A 19,276-nucleotide genomic window follows, 5' to 3' on the forward strand; every position below is an offset into this window, starting at 1 on the left:
CCAGCCTACTATGCTTGGAACCGATATCGTTGCTTTGGAGCAACTGTATAGCAACCGCTGGGCTAGGCGCTTAGATAAGGTTTGTAGCCTAGAGGAACAAAAATGGCTGGGGCAAAGGCCCCAGCCATTTTTGGCTTTTGCCCAGCTCTGGGCCATGAAAGAGGCCGCCTATAAATTGGGCCTTCGTTTGGGAGCCCCTCTGGGCTATTACCCCAAAAAAATTAGCCTGCAAGCTAGGACCGATGGCTACTTTTATTGTCCCCTTTGGAATATCTACTTATCGCTCAAGCAAACAGAAGGCTACCTTTGGGCCCAAGCCGCCGAGCAGCTTGCTGGCTTGTCCAAAATTCATTATGAGGTCTATCATTGGCCAGCGCTTGCCTTATCGCCTCGCTTGCGCTCGGCGGCCTTGCGAGAAGAGTTGGTCCAGCATTTAGGGCCAGGCCAGCTCATTAAAGACGAAAAGGGCCTGCCTTTTTGGAGAAAAAAGACAGGCTCCTCGCTTATAGCATTAAGCCTTAGTTATGATGGTCCCTGGGCTAGTTGGGCCAGGGTAATTCCTGCTGCCGCAGATAATTCTTAATCCGTTTTTGTTCCTCGGCCAACCATTTGTAGTACTCCCTCGCTGGCTGAAAGGCATTGAGAAAATAGGCCTCTCGAGCTAGGGTTTCTGCATTGGCCAATTCTCCTTTTTGCTCTTCATAGACGCCTAGATTAAATAAGAGTTTACCCCTAAGTTTTTGATCATTCGTTTCTAGTTGCTGCCGCCAAATTTTAGCAGCTCCATCCCAATCGCCTATTTTGACCAATTTATAGGCGGCTTTCATCTCTTTATGCCCTTTATGGTAGATGTAGCGTCTTTTTTGGACCATCGTGCTGCAAATGCGCATGGCGTATTGTCGGCCCAAGCGATAGCCCTGAGACTTCATTTTTTTGCTTTTAAAAGGCGAAATAATTTGGCCTACAACATCATAGTCGCTACTTGTAGAGTTGCCACTAAACTGCTTCTCGGACCGCCAAATGTCTACCACTTCTTGGCGCTCAAGGTCATATAGTCGCCAACAAACTTTTAGGTAAATTTGGTTTGTGGCGGTGGGCCTAGGGGCCCGGCCCTGACTACCGTTGCGGGCATATTCTGTATGGGGATCTTCTTGGTCACTATCTACCATATCTAAACTGGCCAATAGTTGTCCCTTTTTGGCCAAAGTCCGTAGAAAGCTATCGGGCAAAGGGGGCGGAATTTCGCCACTGAGTTGTAGTCGCCCATAGCTGGTATCTATTTTTTGTTGTTTTCTTTTTCGTTCTTCTATTAGGGTTTCTTCTAGACCCTGCAGAATGCCTTTGGCGGCTTGTCGGTCATCGCCTACGCTTTCGCCAGAGGCTAAGCCCTCTAGGGTGTTGAGTAAAAGTTGGTTGCCCTTTTTGTTGCTAAAAGCGCGGTTCCAAACTAAAACTTGCTCCAAACTATCGGGAATATAAAGGTCGGGGCAACGCATTTGATAGTAGTAAACAGATTTTCTGCTGCTACAACTGCTCAGCAGCAGGGCCGCAAACAGCAGAAGGAACAGGGCGCTTAGAGTGTTTTTCATTTTTTTGAGGTTTCAATGAGGAATAAAATAGGCTGAGTTAAGATAATGCTTCTTTGCATCTTGCAAGAAGAAGCGCTCTAAAGATTTTGCCTAACGGCCCCCCTAAAAGGCCCGAAGGGCCGTCGGCTGAGGGATGGATAGCAGTGGCCGAAGGCCAGACCCAGGGCTTTTGAAGCGCAGCGAAAAAGCCCGCAGGGCCGAGCAGACCTGCGAGCTGCGGCACAGCCCGACCCGCCCGCAGGGCGGGGCAGCCCCAAATAAAAAACCGCCTAGCCTAAAAAAGCTAAGCGGTAAAAAAACAGTTGGAGAACTGCTTATTGGGGAAGGGCGGCAACAATTGCTTGGCGCACCTCTTTTTCGGTTACTTTTTCTCTAGGGGCAAAAGACTGCAGCAGCTTGCCTTCCGGCGAAATGAGGAACTTTTGGAAGTTCCAGCGCACTTTAGCATCGAGGACCCCGTTTTCTGACTTTTGCGTGAGGTAGCTATACAAAGGGTGAATATCTTTGCCCTTGACCGATATTTTGGCAAACATGGGAAAGCCAACCCCATAATTTAGGCGACAAAAACTTTTAATTTCCTCATTACTTCCGGGTTCTTGGCCCATAAAGTTATTGGCGGGAAAGCCCAAAATGAGGAGCCCTTGATCTTTGTATTCCTCATAGAGCGCCTGTAGCTCTTCATACTGAGGAGTGAGGCCGCATTTGCTAGCCACATTGACAATCAGTAGGGTTTTGCCCTTATATTGGTTGAGCTGAATCTCTTCTCCGTCAATGGTTTCTACCTTAAAATCATAAATCTTTGCCATATCGTTGCAGGGTTTGAATGCCAGAAAACTAAAAGCGAGGCCAAAAAATACTAGGCCCGAAACAAATAGGTACTTCATGAAGAATCCGTTTTTCTATTTGATTAAATATACGTACTTTTTACAAACGGCAGGGCGATGTAAATGTTTGCCACAGCCATTCTTAAATTTACTTTAAATTGACCAACTTATGAAATATTTATTGATCGCCATTTCCTTTCTGTTTATTCTTTCTAGCGGTTTGCAAAGTTGCAACCGAGGTCCTTCTTGCCCTGCTTATGGAGGCATTGACCCCGGTTTTAGCACCCCCAATCCCGATGATAAGGCCAGAGAAACGGCCCTAAAAAGCAAGGGGAAATACAACAATAAAAAAGAGGTAGAAAAGAAAAAGAAGAAAGAGCTCAGTGCCAAGCGCACTAAAAAGGGCAAATCCAATCTTTTTCCGGGCTATATGCGCAAAAAGCGCCGCTAAGCCTACTGCATTAATGCCTCAATATGGTCCCTAAAGAGCTGCTTCCAGATGCTGTATAGCTGTTGAAAGTATTGTTCTTTGGGGACTTCTTGTTTAGAGAGCTGAAACTCGCTATCCTCTATGCGCTGAAGGCGATATTTGCGTTTGGGGCTACGGCTAAGCGAGCGAACCTTCATGCGGTGTGGGGCTTCAGGCAGTTCGCTTTGGTCTTTTCCCTGCAACAAATAGTAATAATGAAATTTATCCAAATCGTACTCTAGGGCATGCAGGCCATACTCATGGGCAAAGAAGAGGCGAGCGCCAGGCCCCTGAATATTCAGGCGCAAGGCAAATAGTCGACCCAAGCTATCGAGCTGGTCCAATTCTTCTAGCTGTTGTAGCCTACGCTCTAGGTATTGGTATTGGCTAAGGCGGATTTTATAATAATTTTGGCCATTTTCTTCTTTTTCCTCCAAAAGTTCAGCCTGTTCGAGGGCCTGATAAGCGGTAGCATCTAGCCAAACCTCTTCCTCTAGCTTTTCCATCTGTTTGGGGGCCAAAATAGCGGTCATCTCTAACTGAAAGCCCTCCTCATAGCAGGCCTGAGCAATAAATTGCGGAAGCCGAAGGTCGCTAAAGGCCTCAGGCGTACTATATATAGACAAAGTTAGTTGATCGGCCTGCTGGTCCATCAAACGATAGAGCGATAATTTGCTTTCAAAAAAGGCTTTTTCCCAATCTTTTAGGGCCTGATGTCGTTGCCGATTGAAGCTCCGGTAACCCAAGCTACAAAGGGCCATTTCGGTTTCTAAGGCATCAATTTCTTCTCCCTTTTGCTGAATTTCGGCCAAGAGCTGGCTGCCCTTATTGAGGAAGCGAGCCGCATTGGCTTGCTCTTGCTCGGCCTGCTCTCTGCGAATTTGTTCTAGTTGCCGCTCTAGCTGGATGAAAAACTGCCCTTCTTTGAGCAAATGAAAGTCGTAGCGCAACTCACTGGCAAAATCCATATACTGCCCCTGACTCAGTTGTTCAATCAGCGCACTAAATTCCTGACTCTGCGCTTTGAGCTGAAAGACTACTCGCTGCTCCTTGGGGGCGTAGTCGGCCAAAACATCCAGACGGTCGTCGGGCCCATATTTGTTGAGCTCTTCGGCCAAAGGCAAATAGAGGAGACTACGCATCGCCCGCTGCAAGGCCCGAGCTCCATATTTAGGCTGATAGCCCTCCTGGGCAAGGCGGATTTTAAGCGCCATAGAGCAGCTGAGGACAATGGGGCGACGCTTCAGCCCCTCCCGCTCCTTAAATAAAGCCAGTTCTCTTTCCACCAATTGGAGCATCAGTTCTTGCCCCAAAGGCTGAAAAGGCAAAATCCGATCGAGACGGTTGTAAATCTCTGGACGGAAAAACTTTTGTAGTTCCTGCTCAAAATGCTGCTGCAGCTCCATATTAGACAGCTGATCGGCCCAACCAATGCGCTTGTTTTGCATTTTTGCAGCCCCCACATTAGAGGTCATGATGATGATGCAACTGCAAAAGTTAACCAATTGCCCCCGACTGTCGGTAAGTCGCCCTTCGCCCAAAATCTGAAGCAAAAGGTCGTTGAAGGAAGGGTGGGCTTTCTCTAATTCATCAAAAAGCAGGACCGAAAAGGGCTCTCTGCGAACAGCCGAACTCAACAAACCATCCGAGTTGAAGTCGGTCCCAATTAAACGCATGACATCATAAGGCGAAGAAAATTCACTCATGTCAAAACGAATCATCCGCTCTCGGCTGCCAAACATATAGTCGGCTAGTAGCTTGGCCAATTCCGTTTTTCCGACTCCCGTAGGGCCCGCAAATAGGAGAGAGGCAATGGGTTTTTCAGGCCGGTTGAGGCCCGTTTTAACCAAAGCCAAAACATCTCTTAGACTCTCTATGGCCGCATCCTGCCCAAAGAGCTGTTTTCTAAAAAATTGTTCTAAAGCAAATGGATCTAGCTTGATTTCAGGGTCTACCATAAAGGCCGGCATATTGCTCTCCTGACAAAAGGCCTGCACCACTTGGCTGCGGCTGACTTTTCCGCCCTGCTCTTTTTGTTGCTGCAATACACTCTCTAAAAAACGAATGCTCCTGGCCGGAAAACCCGAGTAGGGTTGATAACGCAATTGCAAGCGCAAGCCTTCGGCAATGGCTTCAGAAGAGATTTTAAGGCCCATGTTTTTGGCCTTCTGCTGTATTTTTCCACTCACTATTGCGCTGAGCTCGGCCCCCTTGGGCGCAAAAAGCTCCAAGCGCTGAAAATGCTGCAAAAAGGAGGGACTCCGACTCTCAATCAGCGCAAGCTCCTCCGCTGTGCATTCGGCAATTAGGCGAATTTCGCCTCGGTCCAAATACTGGCGAACTAGCTCGGCCATGCTCAAATCACTGCCCGAGTATTGCCCCACCTCAAAAAGAGAAAGCAGATGCTCTACGTACAGAATTTCTTGGGCCTGTCGTAGCTCTTGCACCAATAAATGCAGCTTTTCTTGCCAACCACTCTCCCCACTTAGCTCCTTGATGAGCCGAGCCGCGGTGGTCCGCCAAATCTGAGGCTTTTTGGCCTTCCGCTTCCGCATCGCTTCCAACAAAAGGGTAGATTTCCCCACTCCCGAAGGCCCAACCAATAAAATAGATTGCCCCTCTTGCTGCAAAAGTTGCAAAAGCTCCTCTAAGGCCGAGGCATGTCCCCAAAGTTGCTGTTTTTTGGCCTTGGGCAAAAGGCTGGCCGCCTGAGGCAAGAGGTTGTTTTCTTGCTTTTCCTTGAGCTCGGCCAATTCCTTGAGGTTGTAGGCCATTAAGTCAACGCTGCCCTTTTGCAAACTCATTTTTTCGGCCCAAAATAAAGGCATTAAACCCTGCACATACTCCAAACGACCCGCCCGAAGCACATCAATTTCAACCAATTGCTTGAGCTGCTGCGGAATATCCTCCTCCCGAGCCGCAAAACCCTCCAAACCCAACTGAGGCAACATCAACCAATAGCCCTGCTCTTGCTGCCGACGCAAATAAGGCAGCCGCAAATGAAAGGCTTGCAGGTCCAAACGCTCCTCAAAACTCGGATGCTCAAAGTATAAGGTCGTCTCCGCCAACTCAAAATCCTCCGGCAACTCATAGTCCGCCATAAAAAGATATTCTCCCTCTTTCATGACCGCCTCCTGAAAACGCTGCTGAAAATGTTGACGCAAATCTTCCTCCCGCTCCAAAGATAAATAATCTTGCTCGGCCAAAGGAATGCGAATAGGGCTGGCTTGCCCCGCCAAATAAAGCGATATAATCGGAAACGGAAGTTGTACTTTCTGCATATTCAATGATTCGTTTGGCCGAAAATACAAATAAGTTTTTAAATAGATTTCTATTCGAAGAGGTTTTGGGGCTGCCCCTCCCTGCGGTCGGGTCGCTCCACTTCGCAGCTCGCTGTTCGCTCGGCCCTGCAGCCCTACGGGCTTTGGTCTGTCGCCCTGCCGGGCGGCCCTGCTTCGGCAGCTCAGCCTGCGGCGGCTTCGCCGCCTGTCCACCGCAAAAGTATAGCCCAAGCCCCCTTTTTTTATTAGATTTTCTTAGCTTTGCGCCACTAGGCCAAAATTGGCGAAAATAAAGCAACCTATGAGTTTAAAAACAGAGCTAAGAACAGAGGGCGATTTCCTCTTTAAGCACCGCAGTTACCTCCCTTTAGTGATTATTGTCTTGGGCCTGGGTGCCTATATATATAATGTATATAATAAGCAACTAATTGATCCCAATTATGCCGAATACTATAAATGGGGCTGCCTAGCCGTCTCCCTGATCGGCCTGTTTATCCGTATGCACGCTATTGGCCATGCCGCCCCCAATACCTCGGGCCGCAATACCTCTGAGGGCCAAATTGCCGACCATATCAATAGCTCTGGCTGGTACGCTATCTGCCGCCATCCCCTTTATGTCGGGAATTTCTTTATGTGGCTGGGCCTCGCTGGCCTCACCCAAGATTTTTGGTTTACCATTGCTTTTGTATTTATGTATTGGGTCTACTACGAACGCATCATGTACGCCGAAGAAGCCTTTTTGATTGATAAATACGGAAAAGCCTATACCGATTGGTCGGCCAAAACTCCTGCCTTCTGGCCCAAATTCAGCCAATGGCGCAAACCCGATTATCCCTTTTCTTGGGCCAAGATTATTCGCCAAGAAAAAGCCGGTATTCTCAACCTCTTTTTGGTCTTCTTTATCTTTGAAGCCCTCGGCAGCTATATCAGTAGCCAAGAATGGCTCAATATGTCGCCACTTTGGTATAGCCTACTTATTGGGGCCATTGTTTGGTATGTGATTATTAAAGTTCTCCAAAAAACAACCAACATTTTTGAAGGACGCTAAGCCTAATGTATCATTGAGCTCACTAAAATCAATTATATTATGAGCAAGCTTCCTTTAATCTGGAAACAGCCCGTTGCCTGGGGCGATATGGACGCCTTTGGCCATGTGAACAATGTGCAGTATCTACGCTATTTTGAAACCGCTAGGGTCAAGTACTTTGAAGACCTCATGACTGGCGAAAAAGGCAAAGGACCTGTCCAACCCGTTGTGGCTAGCCTCACTGCCGATTATAAAGCCCCAGTCACTTATCCCGATACCTTAGAAGTGAAATTAGGGGTAACCGAAATGGGCAATAGCAGCCTAAAAATGCGGGCCGAAATGCATAGCGCCAAAGGCTATTTGGCGGTAGTGGCCCATTGTAGTATTGTAATGTTCGACTTTGTGAAAAAACGCCCTGCTCGTATCTCTGATGAACTCCGTCAGTTTATTGAGGAGTTGGAGGCTAAAGCCAAAGAATAGCTTGAAAGAAGAATCTACTGTTTATGATATAGGCCTCCTGATGGAGGACGAAATGGCCCAATGGCTCAGTGCTTATGCTGCTGCCTTGGGCCTCTCTGTTTTTTGCTTTAAAGCTCCATCTAGCCGAAGCGAACTTGCTTTGCTGCGCCCTGCTGCTCAGTTTTTTCTCTGGCAATTCAAGGAGGAAGGAAAAATGAAGGACTGGGGGTATAAGGTCCAAAGCCGCCGCGGCAAAGCCTTTGCCCATCAGCAGATGAAGGCCTTAGGCGAAAAAAAGTTGCGCCTGCCTAGCTCGGCCCAATTTCGGCAGTTTCCCTTGGCCCAATTAGAAGCAATAGAAGAAGAGGAAGAAAGTTTTATTTGCTGGCATAGCCAAGCCGGTATGGAGCTGCAAGCAGTTCGCTGCCGTTACCTAATTCTCTCTAAGGGCTGTCCCGAAAAATATATAGAGCAGTTTGAGCTTTTGCAGCAAGCCTTGCCCCAATTAGAAAAGCCGCTCCAACATTATCAATTAAAATCTAAAGACAAAAAACGTCAAAGAGAACTTCTCCTTTTGGGCCAAAAAGCCTACACCCTAGAGGATGATGGCCAAGACCTCCACTACCGCTTTTATGGTCAGGATTGGAGCCCCGAAGAGGAGGAGCGCTTGCTTCCTGGCCCCGCTCTAAAAAGCGAAAAAAAATTATCGAAGGCTTATCGCCTAAAGAATTGGCGAAAGGGCCGCCTTTTTGTTTTGGGTCCCTTGGCCCATCATCTGCCCGCTTATTTTGGCCTTACAAGCAGTTTGTTTTGGGAAGAAATGGGCAATCTGCTCTGGCGCTTGGCCTATATACAAGCAGGCTATTTGGCTGAAGAACCGCTTTTGGCTGCCTGGGAAGAAGAACAGGGCCGCGATTGGCAAAAGGTGTTTGGCCTGCAAAAAGAGCTATTGAAAAAGCAAGCCTCTTTTTGGTCTCGACTGAAGGAGTATTGGCGGGGGGCGGACTTTTGGGCCCAGCGCCTAGCGGCCCGAAAAAATCCTTTGCTGCCCAATTTGCCCCTAGAAGATGCCTTTGAGCGAAAAACGAAACTTTGGGCCATCAAGCAAAAGGGTTTTCTCCTTTTGGGCCTAGCGGCCAATCCCGTAGATTTATTAGCGCCTAAGGAGTTGGCCCTTTTTGCCCGTTTGCGTAGCCAGTTTGTTGGCCTTTACCAAGACCGCCTGCCCGAACAGCCTCGTTTTGCCGCCGCCTATCAGTTGCCAAAACTAAAGGAGTTGGGCCGGCCAGGCAGCCTGCTCTTAGTGGGTCCGCAAGGCTGTATTTTGGCCGTCTTGAAGAGCCGAAAAAAGATTCAGGCTTTTTGTAAACGTCTAGAACAGGAGTATCCCGAGCCCATCAAAATAGAAGAAGAGGCATGCGAAGAAGACTAAAGCAGTGGATGGTGTTTTTACCCTTTTTTTTCCTTTTGGCCTGCCAACCCTCTGGCCCAAAATGGGAAGAGCGACACTTCTACCATTGGAAGATGAATTGGAGTTGGGGCGAAGCCGAAACCCAAGCAATGCAAGCGCTGGGCAGCAAAACCATTTATTTGCATTTGGCCGATTTAGATTGGGTGCCTGGCCAAAAGGGCATTTTCCCTATTGCCAATTTGCAGTTGCCCAAAGATTTTTCGCCCCCAGCCATTTGGGAAGAGCTGCGGCCGGTGGTCTTTATTACCAACCGCAGCTTTTTGCAACAAAATAAGCCGGGCCAATTGGAGGTCTTGGCCAGAGAACTGGCCAATTATCTACGGGCCTATGAAGAAAAACTCCCGCCCCGCTTGGCCTTTAAGGAGGTACAGATAGATTGTGATTGGAGCCTGAAAACCAAGGCCCCTTATTTTATGTTTTTAAAGTTGCTCAAAAAGGAATTGGGCCCCAACTTGCGGCTGTCGGTTACCCTGCGGCTGCACCAAGTCAAATACCAACAAAAGACAGGCATCCCCCCAGCCGATAGAGCCGTACTGATGTTTTATAATATGGGCGCTTTGCGAGATTGGGAAACCGATAACTCCATTTTGGATCTAGAATTGGCCCAATCCTATTTAGAAAACTTTTCCACTTATCCTTTGCCCATGGATCTGGCCCTGCCCATTTTTCATTGGGGGGCTTGTTTCCGAAATGGGGAGTTGCTCTATCTGCTCAATAAAAAGACGGAGGCCGATTTTCTAGCTACTGCTCTGGCCCATGAAAAATTGGGTCCTAGGCGCTATAAGGTCTTGGCCGAGGGCTTTTTTGGTGGACATTATCTGTACGAGGGTGATCAAATTCGCTTTGAGGCTTGTTCTTTAGCCGAACTTGAGCAAAGTTTGCAGGCCTTGCGCCCAATTTGGCCCAAAATGCAAGACAGCCAATTGCTATTTTACGAACTGCAATCGGTTTATTTAGAACAATTATCAGCAGAGCAGCTGCGGTCCATTCGCTAGGCGGAACGAGCTTGGGCCAAAGGCCCTTTTGGGCGACCAAAGGGAGCGCTCTCGAGCCGGCTGAGGGATGGAAAGTGGTGCGGCGCAGCCGCAGACCAAGGCGCTGCAAGCGCCGAAGGGCCGAGCAGACCTGCGAGCCACGACACAGCCCGACCCGAGCCAAAGGCGAGGGGCAGCCCCCAAAAAAAACAGCATGAAAAAACAGCTACTTCTACTTTTTGCCTTGGCCTATGCCAACCTACTGTTTGCCCAAGATAGCCTATATATATTGGATGCGGATAGTCGACAGGCGGTGGCCAATGCCCAATTGCAGATTTTGGATGAGGCGGGCCGAGGCTTGCTCTCTGCGCCTTTGTTTTCCTCGGAAAAGGGCCTTTTTGTCTTAGATTCATTTGTAGAAGGGCAATTTGTGCTCATTACGCATCTGAATTATCATCGTTATTATGGCGACTACTTTGATTTGAAGGCCAAAAAAGGGCGTTTGCTGCTGCAAAAGCGGCCCATTGATCTGATTGAGGTCTTGGTGCAGGGCTCTTCTAAGCGAGAAGAACCCTTGCGGGAAGTGCCTTCGCAGCTAACGCTAATTGATAAAAAAGAGATTGAGATTTTGCAGCCACAGACCACGGCTGGGGTGATGGAAAACTCTGGGGAGGTCTTTGTGCAACGCTCTCAGATGGGGGGCGGAAGTCCGATCATTAGAGGCTTTGAGGCCAATAAGGTCCTGATTGTTTTGGATGGCATACGGATGAATAACGCCATTTATCGGGCGGGGCATTTGCAGAATATCATCACCATTGACCCTGCTATTATAGAAGGGGTGGAGCTGCATCATGGGCCTGCTTCGACCATTTATGGTTCCGATGCTTTGGGGGGCGTGATGTACATCAAGACCAAATCGCCTAGATTTTTGGAGGAGCAGGGCAAGGCCTGGCATATACATGCCTACAGTCGCTTTTCGACGGCCAATTTAGAGCGGCGTTTGCATAGCGACATCCATTGGTCGGGCCAGCGTTGGGCCAGCCTCAGCAGCCTGAGTTTTTCTAAATACGGCGATCTTCGGGCGGGGAGGTACAAGGCTGATAGCAGCATGGCTCGCTACTGGAACCGTTATTTTTATGTAGAAAGAGATGAGGAATTGGGCCAAGACCTGATTCGGATTAACGAAAACCCCAATGTGCAATTGGGGAGCGCTTATGGGCAAATGGACCTGATGCAAAAACTGCGGTACCGCTATAATGAGCAGCTAGATTTTGAGTTTAATTTTCAGTATTCGACCTCTACGGAAGTGCCTCGTTACGACCAATTGACGGAGGGCGATGTGAGCTTTAGCAATGGGCAAATTATCTCGCAAAACTTAGAGTATGCCGAATGGAATTATGGTCCACAAAAGCGCTTACTCTCTGCCTTGCGGGCCAATATCAAGGGCGACAGCAGCCGTTGGTTGGGGCAGGGCCAATTGGTGGCCGCCTTTCAGAAAATTGATGAAGAGCGGATTAGCCGAAAATTTAATGACCCCCTACGCAGAACCCAAGCCGAGCAGGTTTATGTCTTGACCTTAAATGCGGACTTTTTGCGGAAGATTTGCAATAAACAGGAGCTATTATATGGGGCCGAATGGACCCACAACTGGGTCTCATCGACTGCTTTTACGGAGAATATTGAAACGGGAGAGCAATCGAACAGGGGCTTGGGGACCCGCTACCCCGATGGGGGCAGCCAGATGGGAAACTTTGGTCTGTATAGCAGTTATCGCCTGAAGTTTGCCCAAGAAAAGGCCAAATTGATTTTGGGGAGCCGCTATACTTATACCTCCTTATCGGCTAGTTACTTGGATACCTTACTTTATAGTTTGCCTTATCAGGATTTGAGTTTGCAGACCCATGCGCTAACGGCTAGTGCGGGCTTGAGTTGGGATATGGGGCGGCAGTTTCAGCTGCGGGCGGTAGCCTCTACGGCCTTTCGGACGCCCAATATTGATGATATGGCCAAGTTGCGGGCCAAGGGAGATAATGTTACGGTGCCCAATGCCGAGATTGGTCCAGAAAAATCGCTTAATATGGAGTTGGGCCTATCGAAGCAGTTTGCCAAGAAGCTTAAAATTAGCAGTACGGTTTATTACAATTACCTTTTTGATGCTATTGTGCAGCAAGAATACAGCATTAATGGGCAGGACAGCATGTATTATGATGGGCGTTTTCGGAACATTCAGGCCCTGGTCAATATTGGTCGAGGGGCAGTTTGGGGCCTACACGCCAGTTTGGCCTATGAGCTCAATGATTTTGCCTTTTTCAAATGGAGTTTGGTCTATACGCAGGGGCTCGACTACTCGGAGGCGGAGCCCCTGCCCCTGCCGCATATTCCGCCCTTATGTGGCCAATGGAGTTTTCATTATCAGAAAAAGGCCTTTAGTCTACAGAGCAATATTCGCTTTAATGGCCCCAAGCGCCTAGAAGATTATGCGGATGAGAGTTCGGAAAATTTGGACCAAGCCTTACCCAGCGGAACCCCTGCCTGGTTTGTCATCAACTTTTATACGGCCTATGAGTTGAGCAGCAAATGGAAGTTGCAATTGGGCATAGAAAACCTTTTAGATTGGCATTATCGGCCTTATGCTTCGGGGATTTCGGCCCCAGGGCAAAACATCATCCTCACTTTAAGGGCCAATTTATAAACAGAAAGCCCCTAGATGCTTGCATCTAGGGGCTTTTATATGCTTAGGGGCAGCGATTAGCGCATGCCAAAGCTTTGTTGAACTTGTTGTAGTTCTTGTTTTCTGGGCTGTCGGTCGAGCTCATTGCCAAGTTCTTGGACAAACTCTCCATTATCGGCAACTACAAAACGTTTGCTATCGGCTTCGGTATAACTGTAGCGTTCGTTTTCTAGTTTGCGTTTCCATTCGGTCAAAACGATAGCGCCATCTTCAGTAATCAGGGCACCAACTTGTTTTTGGTAGCGGTTAGCGGCCACCATCATCTCGTCGATCAGTTCGCCTTTTTTGCTATAAGCGGCCAAGATCCAGCGTTCATTAGCGCGGAAGGGGGGCAAAATAGCATAGAGTAGTAGGTCGTAGTTTTCGGTTTGGGCCACCAAAGCTTGCGACTGATAGCGGTCGGGGCCCATACGGCTCATCATGCCATCATCTAGGCCTGGAATAAAGGCCGAAAACTCTCTACCGAGGCGTTTGCCTGAAATATTTTGCCAGAGGTCTCTTTCATATTCTCGTTGCGCCTCGCTGCTTTCCCATTGGTTCTGGTTCAGTTGTAGGGGCAGGGCTTGCTCTTCAAATTGGGCCAGAAATTTGGCATAATTGGCTCGGCCTTCTTCTTTATCTTGCCCCAATTGGCTAAAAGAATACAAGCCAAAGGCAAAAAGGAGGGCCAGGGCCGAAAAACTAAGGATTTTCATAAGCAGAGGATTAAATGAGTTTACTAAACGGTCTATTGGGCTAGATGCACAAAAACCTAGCCTTGGTGCGGGCTTTTTTAGTTAATGCTTCTTCTCCTTAAAAGATAGGGATTTAGGAACTGTTTTTTTATTTTTTTGGGGCCTCCGCAGCAAAGCTGCGGCGCTACGCTTCAGGGCTCGCAGGTCTGCTCGGCCCTGCGGCCTGACGGCCTTGGTCTGCGGCTTTGCCGCCCCCTTTCGCATCGCTAGGCCTGCGGCCCTAGGGGCCTGCTATATGGGCCTGTAGGTTGAAACCTACAGCCAATTAACGAATGCATTTTTGTGTTCAATGGAGGGTTGAAACCCTCCATAAATAAACATTTTAGCCCTTCTTTGCTGATGCAGCCTAGTGGAACAGAAAAATCCCCTCGAATGAGGGGATGGCGTTTTTTTCGATAGCCTAGGGCCTTGGCCCTAGGGTTCCTATGAAATTTATGGGGGAAACAAAAACAAAATCAAACAACCGAAGAAAAAATAATCCTTATTCAAAGCGGTAGAGGATTTTAATCCTCTCCGCACTATAGATGTAGAATGGGGTTGTTGTATGGCTGCTGGTTTCAACCTGCAGCCACAGCGAGCAGGCGGCGAAGCCGCCGCAAAGGAGCGAAGCGACTTGGCCTAGGGGCCTGAAAGGGGGCCGCGCAGCGGCAGACCAAGCCAGCTTGCTGGCGCAGGGCCGAGCAGACCTGCGAGCCCTGAAAGGGCCCGGCCGCCGTAGGCGGCAGGCCCCCCAAAAAAACAGCAGTAAGAAATTTGATATTAGAAATTGGCGCCAAAATGAGCCGCCTGAGCATCTGTTGAAATAGAATAGAATTTTAGTTAAAGTAATTAGGGGTAAATGAAAAATATATTGTATATACTTGTAATCTTTTCTGTTTTTGCTTGTATGCCGCAGGGACCAACAGAGCTGTCTTATGCGGTATATGATGAAAAGGGTGAGTATTGTAATGATGTTCGGCTAAAAGAAGATAGTTCTACGCTCTATTTGATTGACAAGAATTATATGGACCTTGGGTATGAAGTTTTGCTGCCCATTTTTAATGAAAAGGACAGTATAATGTATGTTTCTTATGAAGATTTTATCGTTACTTGCCATGAATGCAAGGCGAAAGAAGCTGTTCTTTATGCCTTATTGGGGCCTTATGTAGTATCCTCGACAAAGGTGGAGGATGTCTATCAAGTAAAGTTATTTTTTTTGACAAAGGATCAATTTGAAGATTATTATGCTCCAGTTTACGATACGCTGTTACATCAGTTTTATTCTATAAATATAGATGATTTTAGTATTGTGGACCAAGGACAAGAGGGGCTGTTTACTGGCGGTGAATGGGCACCAAGGTTACAGTTTTGCGCTGAGGATTAAATTTATAGAACTAAAGATCATGAAGGGAAGAATAGCAAGTAATTTTATAATTTTTATCGCATTGCTGTGGCTAATGTCTTGTGAGCAGAAAGCTCCAGAAAAGAAAGCTATAGAAAGGAAAGCTATAGAAAGGAAAGCGCCTAGCTTGGCGCTTGTTAGAGATACCACAATTTATATTGGGGAAAATAAGAGTTGGGCAGGCCTTCACGGGGCTTATCGAATGAGACAAAGTTATGCAGAAGGTTTAGGGATACGGCTTTCAAGAGAAAAGGGCGTCTTATTAGTAAATAGAAAAGATACTGTTGAGCGTATTTACTTTCCTATCGTAAAGAGGCATTATCTAGATGATTATGTATGGAAAGAAGATAATATTTATAGCCTGAGTCGGACTAGGATGTTTGATGGAAAAAATAAGGGGGGGAGCATCATGTACTTTAACAAATGGGATCGGCAAACAGAAAGCCATCAGTTTAAAGAGATCTTTAGAGGAAATTATATACATACAGCCTACATGATCGATCTACCTTCGGCTGGCTTTGCTGTAGTTTTCAATTTGAATCAAAAAATTATTGTTCTTTTTCTTGATGCAGATGGCAAAGAACAAAAGCGTTATGAATCAGAGAATATAGGTATAGAGGGCAAGAGTGGATTGTCTATTCTTCAGCTTGAAAGAATGGCCGATGGTGGGATTGTGTTGGCTGTTGAAGTGCATTCGTTTTACGAGCAGCCTACTAAAATAATCTTGAAAAAGTTAAAAGATGGAGAGTTGCTTTGGACCAAAAGCTTTGAGGGGTTTACAGATAGAACTTGCAATTACCCTTCTACACAATTCTATTCTACTGATTCCAGCTTTATTTTGTTAGGGAAACATTATAACGCTTTACATTTAGATACAGATGGAGAGCTTATCGCTGAATATGCAGGTAAATTAGAGGCTTGTAGGGACTGCTATTTTTTAAAAGAGGAAAAGAAAAAGATCTATCTCTTTTGTAAGGAGGACGAGCAAGCTTATTTAGTAGAAGTTAATCAGCTAGGAGGGTCTAGAAAGTGGCCCGTGAAAGGCCGATTTTATAATGGTTTTCGCCTATTTGAAAATGGTAAAAAAGGCAGTTGGACCTTAGCCAATCGGGGCGATGATAGTGTGCGACTCATAGATTATCAATGGATTTCAGGAGATTGAGCTATTGACCAATCCAAATGGAGTCAGTCCATTGATTCAAAATAATTTTTTAATGAAGGGATATAAGTTTATATATATTGTTTTTCTTGTCCTTTTAGGAGGCTGTTCTAATTCTAACTGTACTACTGATAACCCAGGTTATTTATGTTCAAATTTTGATCAAAAAAATATGGACTTATTTAGATGTTCTCTTGAAAGGGTCGATAGTTTATGGAATGGCTTTACTGAGGTAGAAAAATCTAATGTAGTTAAGTCATTAATTAAAAGAATTCGAGTATATCAAAGAGGTGCGACATTAAGAGAGCACCTAATCTATGCCGATGATATGGATGATTTTTACGAGGATCAGTTAGTTCTGATAGGAGAAATATCGTCTTTTCTTAAGGAAAAGAAAAAGTGGTATTTTTTGATCGAAGAAGCAAGAAATAAAGAGGATGATGCTTATGCTTTGATTGTGTTTGAAAAGATTTTGTCAGATTGATTTTATAGGGGATTTGGGGCCCGCAGCCAGCAAAGCTGGCCGCCGCTATGCTGCGGGGCTCACAGGTCTGTTCGGCCCTTCAGCCGCCTTTGGCGGCTTTGGTCTGGCCTTCGGCCACCCCTTCGCAGCGCTGGGCCGTTTGGCCTTCGGCCATGGCGGCTTTGCCGCCTGCCATTCATCGCCTAGGGACAAGCCCCTAGGCTAATCCAATGGAGTCAGCCCTAAAGGGCTTTAAATTATGATTTACGGCTTTGCTCTGTTGTGATTGCAGAGAAGAGCCATATCCAAAGGCCCTCGCAGAGGGCTGTCCGCAATAGCTAGCCTAGGGGCTTGTCCCTAGGCAGCAAAAGAGGCACACACAAAATTTTAATATTAGTCCCTCAACTTTTTCTTGGGCGTTTTAAAAAAGGAGGAGGAAAAGAAAGCGTCTTTGGGCAGCTGGGCAGTTTTGGGCCCATGGGCTGAAGCCCATGGTTGTAGACTATGCAAACTGACGGGCTAAAGCCCTTGTTTGCTATAAATGATATGGGCCGATGGTTTTAGGCGGAAACCAAACATTAAAAAGAAACTCTCCTTGGGCGGTATAAAATCTGTTGGTTAGTGCGTAATTCTGTAAGGTTTTTCTACATTTGTCATGGGACAGCTCGAGGTTTTATTGTTCGTCGAAAAAACTTAAATCTACGGGGCTTGTCCCTTTTTTTATGCCTAATTCGCAAGGTTTTTTTGTAACTGGCTGGTTTGGAATGGTTTATTTGTGCAACAAGGCCATATGATCCTTCAAAATATCCAACAAAAATAGGTTTTGATGTTAGTAATTAAGCTGTTAAAATATAGTGTTTTATTCTTGTTGATTTGTTCTTGTAGTATTTATAGATTTGAAGACTTTGATCGACTCGATAAAATAAATAAGCGTAGAATCAAAGGCATTGTTTTGAATGCTGAAAATGTAGGAGCTTTGGATAGGAGCTTTTTTACCGTAGAAAATTTTAAAACTCAATTTCCTAACTTGGAAATAACAAGTATACATGGAGATCTAAATTTAGAGTTAATACTTCCCTGTCTAGTTAAAACAAAGCATCTGAATTTTTATCATGCTCGTAATCTAAATGGGGCGCCTTTAACTTCTTTAGTTGATTACGAAAGCTTGATAAAAATTGGTTTTTTGGCTTGTGATATAGATAGCCTTCCTCCTATCTGTACAGAGATAACAGATCTGAGCTGGATTCAAATATATGAGTCTCCCAATATAAATCATGAACAAGTATTTGCTGTTTTAGCAAATATGAAAAATTTAGAGGTACTATATTATGAAAAAAATCAACTCAAGCAACTACCTGAATCTATACTAAGAGTTAGGCAGCTAAAATCATTGAACTTAAATGAAAATCAACTAACTGATCTTCCTGCATTAGATAGTTTGAAGTATTTGTATACAGTAGATATTTCATGGAATAGTATTTACAGAATATCCTCTTTGTTTAACTAATTTGAGGCAAGATAAGCGAATTGATATTGTTGTAGCTATGAATAAAATTAAAGAAATTCCACTGTCTGTTTTCGATAGGAGATATAGAATATTTAATATCTATGGAAACCCTTTAAATGCAGAGAGCTTAAGGTTGTTAGATAGAAAAATGAAAGCTAAATATGAGACTTGGTGAAACTTTATTTATGATAGATCTCTTTTAAAGGCCCTCGAAGAGGGCCCATGGCCGAAGGCCAAACGGCCTAGGGATGGAAAAGGGGGCGGCGCAGCCGCAGACCGAGCAAAATGAGCCTAGCGAATTTTGCGAAGGGCCGAGCAGACCTGCAAGCTCTGACACAGCCCGGCCGCCAAAGGCGGCAGGCCCCAAAAAAACATCCTCACAGAACTATGTGTATGACGAAATCGGCAATTTGGTTCGAGATAGCTCGGAGCAGATTGAGGAGATTGTCTGGAACGTACAGGGCAAGGTGCAAGAGGTTCATTTTGAGGCGGGCAAGCCGGGGCCTTCGGTATTGCAATATGAGTACGACCCCATGGGCAACCGCTTGGCCAAAAAGAAATTGAATTAAAGATGATTAGTAATAGCGTAGTTGTAAAAAAAATCATGAAAAAATTTTTTATATTTATTGTATTAGGTTGCTTTTTGTACTTTTTGTATCTTATTTTTTATTTTACTTTCTTTGGGCCTTTCTGGAAGGAGGCAACAGGATTTAGAGCCTTTATGAATTTTCTTTTTAGGTTCCCAGTAAATTGGAGCGAACTAGGTGAAATATCTATATTTTTTCTGTTTCTACATGTTGCTTTTTATGGAACATTAACCGGTGGTGTTATTTGGCTTTTTTTTCAGAAATATTTTTTTCGCACTAAGTCTTCTTCTCATGCAACTAGGAAGTAAGTAGTTGTCTGTGCTAGTTATATACTTTGCCCAAAAGTATAGGAAAAACTGCAATAGGAGCAGCTACTTTAACTTTTGGCTTAAAAGGAATTTCTCGAGTTATGTGGGCCATGGCGATTGTAGATGCTATACAGTTTGTCGATAGTAAGATGTCTCATCCAGGGCAAATTATGCCAATTTATACATCAAAAAATGGAAAAACAAATTATAATGCGAGTCTAGATAAAGCTTACAGATCTTGGAGGACTAGAGCTCAGATGCCATTAAAATTTAATGAGCTAGGTATAGCTGTTCCTAAATGATGATAGGTTT

17 protein-coding genes are annotated in these 19,276 nt (G+C 45.8%); 13 read left to right on the forward strand and 4 right to left on the reverse strand.

The features are described 5' to 3' along the window. The first annotated feature begins 10 nt into the window (after window positions 1–10). Window positions 11–583: a 4'-phosphopantetheinyl transferase superfamily protein gene (locus tag SGRA_RS17920; protein WP_015694230.1), complete on the forward strand. Its 573-nt coding sequence runs from the start codon at window positions 11–13 to the stop codon at window positions 581–583. On the opposite strand, the gene SGRA_RS17925 is transcribed toward SGRA_RS17920, so the two are convergent. Both SGRA_RS17925 and SGRA_RS17930 read right to left on the reverse strand, forming a co-directional pair. After that, on the reverse strand, window positions 540–1,589 hold the full coding sequence (locus SGRA_RS17925) for a DUF6340 family protein (protein ID WP_015694231.1): 1,050 nt from the start codon (window positions 1,587–1,589) through the stop codon (window positions 540–542). The genes SGRA_RS17920 and SGRA_RS17925 overlap by 44 nt on opposite strands. A 314-nt stretch (window positions 1,590–1,903) precedes the next feature. Then, a complete protein-coding gene (locus SGRA_RS17930; protein ID WP_015694232.1) occupies window positions 1,904–2,473 on the reverse strand; it encodes a glutathione peroxidase in 570 nt (189 codons plus the stop codon). 109 nt (window positions 2,474–2,582) lie between these two features. On the opposite strand from SGRA_RS17930, the gene SGRA_RS17935 reads away from it, so the two are divergent. Next, window positions 2,583–2,864, forward strand: a complete 282-nt coding sequence (locus SGRA_RS17935) for a hypothetical protein (RefSeq protein WP_015694233.1) — start codon at window positions 2,583–2,585, stop codon at window positions 2,862–2,864. A gap of 2 nt (window positions 2,865–2,866) precedes the next feature. Here the strand turns inward: SGRA_RS17935 and SGRA_RS17940 are convergent, their stop codons facing one another. Next, entirely contained in the window at window positions 2,867–6,163 is a 3,297-nt protein-coding gene (locus SGRA_RS17940) for an AAA family ATPase (RefSeq protein WP_015694234.1), read from the reverse strand. Window positions 6,164–6,464: 301 nt separating this feature from the next. On the opposite strand from SGRA_RS17940, the gene SGRA_RS17950 reads away from it, so the two are divergent. The 5 genes from SGRA_RS17950 to SGRA_RS17970 all read left to right on the forward strand — a co-directional run bounded on the left by SGRA_RS17950 (window position 6,465) and on the right by SGRA_RS17970 (window position 12,786). Beyond that, a complete protein-coding gene (locus SGRA_RS17950; protein ID WP_015694236.1) occupies window positions 6,465–7,211 on the forward strand; it encodes a methyltransferase family protein in 747 nt (248 codons plus the stop codon). 39 nt (window positions 7,212–7,250) lie between these two features. Further along, window positions 7,251–7,670, forward strand: a complete 420-nt coding sequence (locus SGRA_RS17955; RefSeq protein WP_015694237.1) for an acyl-CoA thioesterase — start codon at window positions 7,251–7,253, stop codon at window positions 7,668–7,670. A gap of 1 nt (window position 7,671) precedes the next feature. Continuing rightward, a complete protein-coding gene (locus SGRA_RS17960; protein ID WP_015694238.1) occupies window positions 7,672–9,081 on the forward strand; it encodes a hypothetical protein in 1,410 nt (469 codons plus the stop codon). Then, window positions 9,066–10,115 carry a hypothetical protein gene (locus tag SGRA_RS17965; RefSeq protein ID WP_015694239.1) on the forward strand — a complete coding sequence of 350 codons (1,050 nt, stop codon included), beginning with the start codon at window positions 9,066–9,068 and terminating at the stop codon, window positions 10,113–10,115. Before SGRA_RS17960 ends, SGRA_RS17965 begins: the two co-directional genes overlap by 16 nt. Before the next feature lie 193 nt (window positions 10,116–10,308). Continuing rightward, a complete protein-coding gene (locus SGRA_RS17970) occupies window positions 10,309–12,786 on the forward strand; it encodes a TonB-dependent receptor plug domain-containing protein (protein WP_015694240.1) in 2,478 nt (825 codons plus the stop codon). Between the two features lie 56 nt (window positions 12,787–12,842). Here the strand turns inward: SGRA_RS17970 and SGRA_RS17975 are convergent, their stop codons facing one another. Further along, window positions 12,843–13,520: a hypothetical protein gene (locus tag SGRA_RS17975; RefSeq protein WP_015694241.1), complete on the reverse strand. Its 678-nt coding sequence runs from the start codon at window positions 13,518–13,520 to the stop codon at window positions 12,843–12,845. Window positions 13,521–14,397: 877 nt separating this feature from the next. Between SGRA_RS17975 and SGRA_RS17985 the strand changes: the two genes are divergently transcribed. From SGRA_RS17985 to SGRA_RS18015, 6 genes are all read left to right on the forward strand, one after another. Next, window positions 14,398–14,922 carry a hypothetical protein gene (locus tag SGRA_RS17985; protein ID WP_015694243.1) on the forward strand — a complete coding sequence of 175 codons (525 nt, stop codon included), beginning with the start codon at window positions 14,398–14,400 and terminating at the stop codon, window positions 14,920–14,922. Between the two features lie 19 nt (window positions 14,923–14,941). Beyond that, window positions 14,942–16,102 (forward strand): hypothetical protein, encoded by a 1,161-nt coding sequence (locus SGRA_RS17990; RefSeq protein WP_245538587.1) that lies wholly within the window; start codon window positions 14,942–14,944, stop codon window positions 16,100–16,102. 52 nt (window positions 16,103–16,154) lie between these two features. After that, the gene (locus SGRA_RS17995) at window positions 16,155–16,583 is read left to right on the forward strand and encodes a hypothetical protein (protein ID WP_041329770.1); all 429 of its coding nucleotides are present in this window, start codon (window positions 16,155–16,157) and stop codon (window positions 16,581–16,583) included. Window positions 16,584–17,388: 805 nt separating this feature from the next. Then, a complete protein-coding gene (locus tag SGRA_RS18000) occupies window positions 17,389–18,069 on the forward strand; it encodes a leucine-rich repeat domain-containing protein (protein ID WP_015694247.1) in 681 nt (226 codons plus the stop codon). Between the two features lie 389 nt (window positions 18,070–18,458). Then, entirely contained in the window at window positions 18,459–18,638 is a 180-nt protein-coding gene (locus tag SGRA_RS23885; protein ID WP_187288175.1) for a hypothetical protein, read from the forward strand. Between the two features lie 352 nt (window positions 18,639–18,990). Further along, window positions 18,991–19,266 (forward strand): hypothetical protein, encoded by a 276-nt coding sequence (locus tag SGRA_RS18015; protein ID WP_148268397.1) that lies wholly within the window; start codon window positions 18,991–18,993, stop codon window positions 19,264–19,266. The last annotated feature ends 10 nt before the right edge of the window (window positions 19,267–19,276 follow it).

Origin of the sequence: Saprospira grandis str. Lewin, from assembly GCF_000250635.1 — a bacterium.
Taxonomy (GTDB): Bacteria; Bacteroidota; Bacteroidia; order Chitinophagales; family Saprospiraceae; genus Saprospira; species Saprospira grandis.

Bases quoted from the DNA above. Each gene is read 5' to 3' on its own strand.
- SGRA_RS17985 (WP_015694243.1), top strand. From the start codon at position 14,398: ATGAAAAATATATTGTATATACTTGTAATCTTTTCTGTTTTTGCTTGT.
- SGRA_RS17975 (WP_015694241.1), bottom strand. From the start codon at position 13,520: ATGAAAATCCTTAGTTTTTCGGCCCTGGCCCTCCTTTTTGCCTTTGGC.
- SGRA_RS17995 (WP_041329770.1), top strand. From the start codon at position 16,155: ATGAAGGGATATAAGTTTATATATATTGTTTTTCTTGTCCTTTTAGGA.
- SGRA_RS17935 (WP_015694233.1), top strand. From the start codon at position 2,583: ATGAAATATTTATTGATCGCCATTTCCTTTCTGTTTATTCTTTCTAGC.
- SGRA_RS17970 (WP_015694240.1), top strand. From the start codon at position 10,309: ATGAAAAAACAGCTACTTCTACTTTTTGCCTTGGCCTATGCCAACCTA.
- SGRA_RS17940 (WP_015694234.1), bottom strand. From the start codon at position 6,163: ATGCAGAAAGTACAACTTCCGTTTCCGATTATATCGCTTTATTTGGCG.
- SGRA_RS17990 (WP_245538587.1), top strand. From the start codon at position 14,942: ATGAAGGGAAGAATAGCAAGTAATTTTATAATTTTTATCGCATTGCTG.
- SGRA_RS17965 (WP_015694239.1), top strand. From the start codon at position 9,066: ATGCGAAGAAGACTAAAGCAGTGGATGGTGTTTTTACCCTTTTTTTTC.
- SGRA_RS17955 (WP_015694237.1), top strand. From the start codon at position 7,251: ATGAGCAAGCTTCCTTTAATCTGGAAACAGCCCGTTGCCTGGGGCGAT.
- SGRA_RS17925 (WP_015694231.1), bottom strand. From the start codon at position 1,589: ATGAAAAACACTCTAAGCGCCCTGTTCCTTCTGCTGTTTGCGGCCCTG.
- SGRA_RS17930 (WP_015694232.1), bottom strand. From the start codon at position 2,473: ATGAAGTACCTATTTGTTTCGGGCCTAGTATTTTTTGGCCTCGCTTTT.
- SGRA_RS17950 (WP_015694236.1), top strand. From the start codon at position 6,465: ATGAGTTTAAAAACAGAGCTAAGAACAGAGGGCGATTTCCTCTTTAAG.
- SGRA_RS17920 (WP_015694230.1), top strand. From the start codon at position 11: ATGCTTGGAACCGATATCGTTGCTTTGGAGCAACTGTATAGCAACCGC.
- SGRA_RS18000 (WP_015694247.1), top strand. From the start codon at position 17,389: ATGTTAGTAATTAAGCTGTTAAAATATAGTGTTTTATTCTTGTTGATT.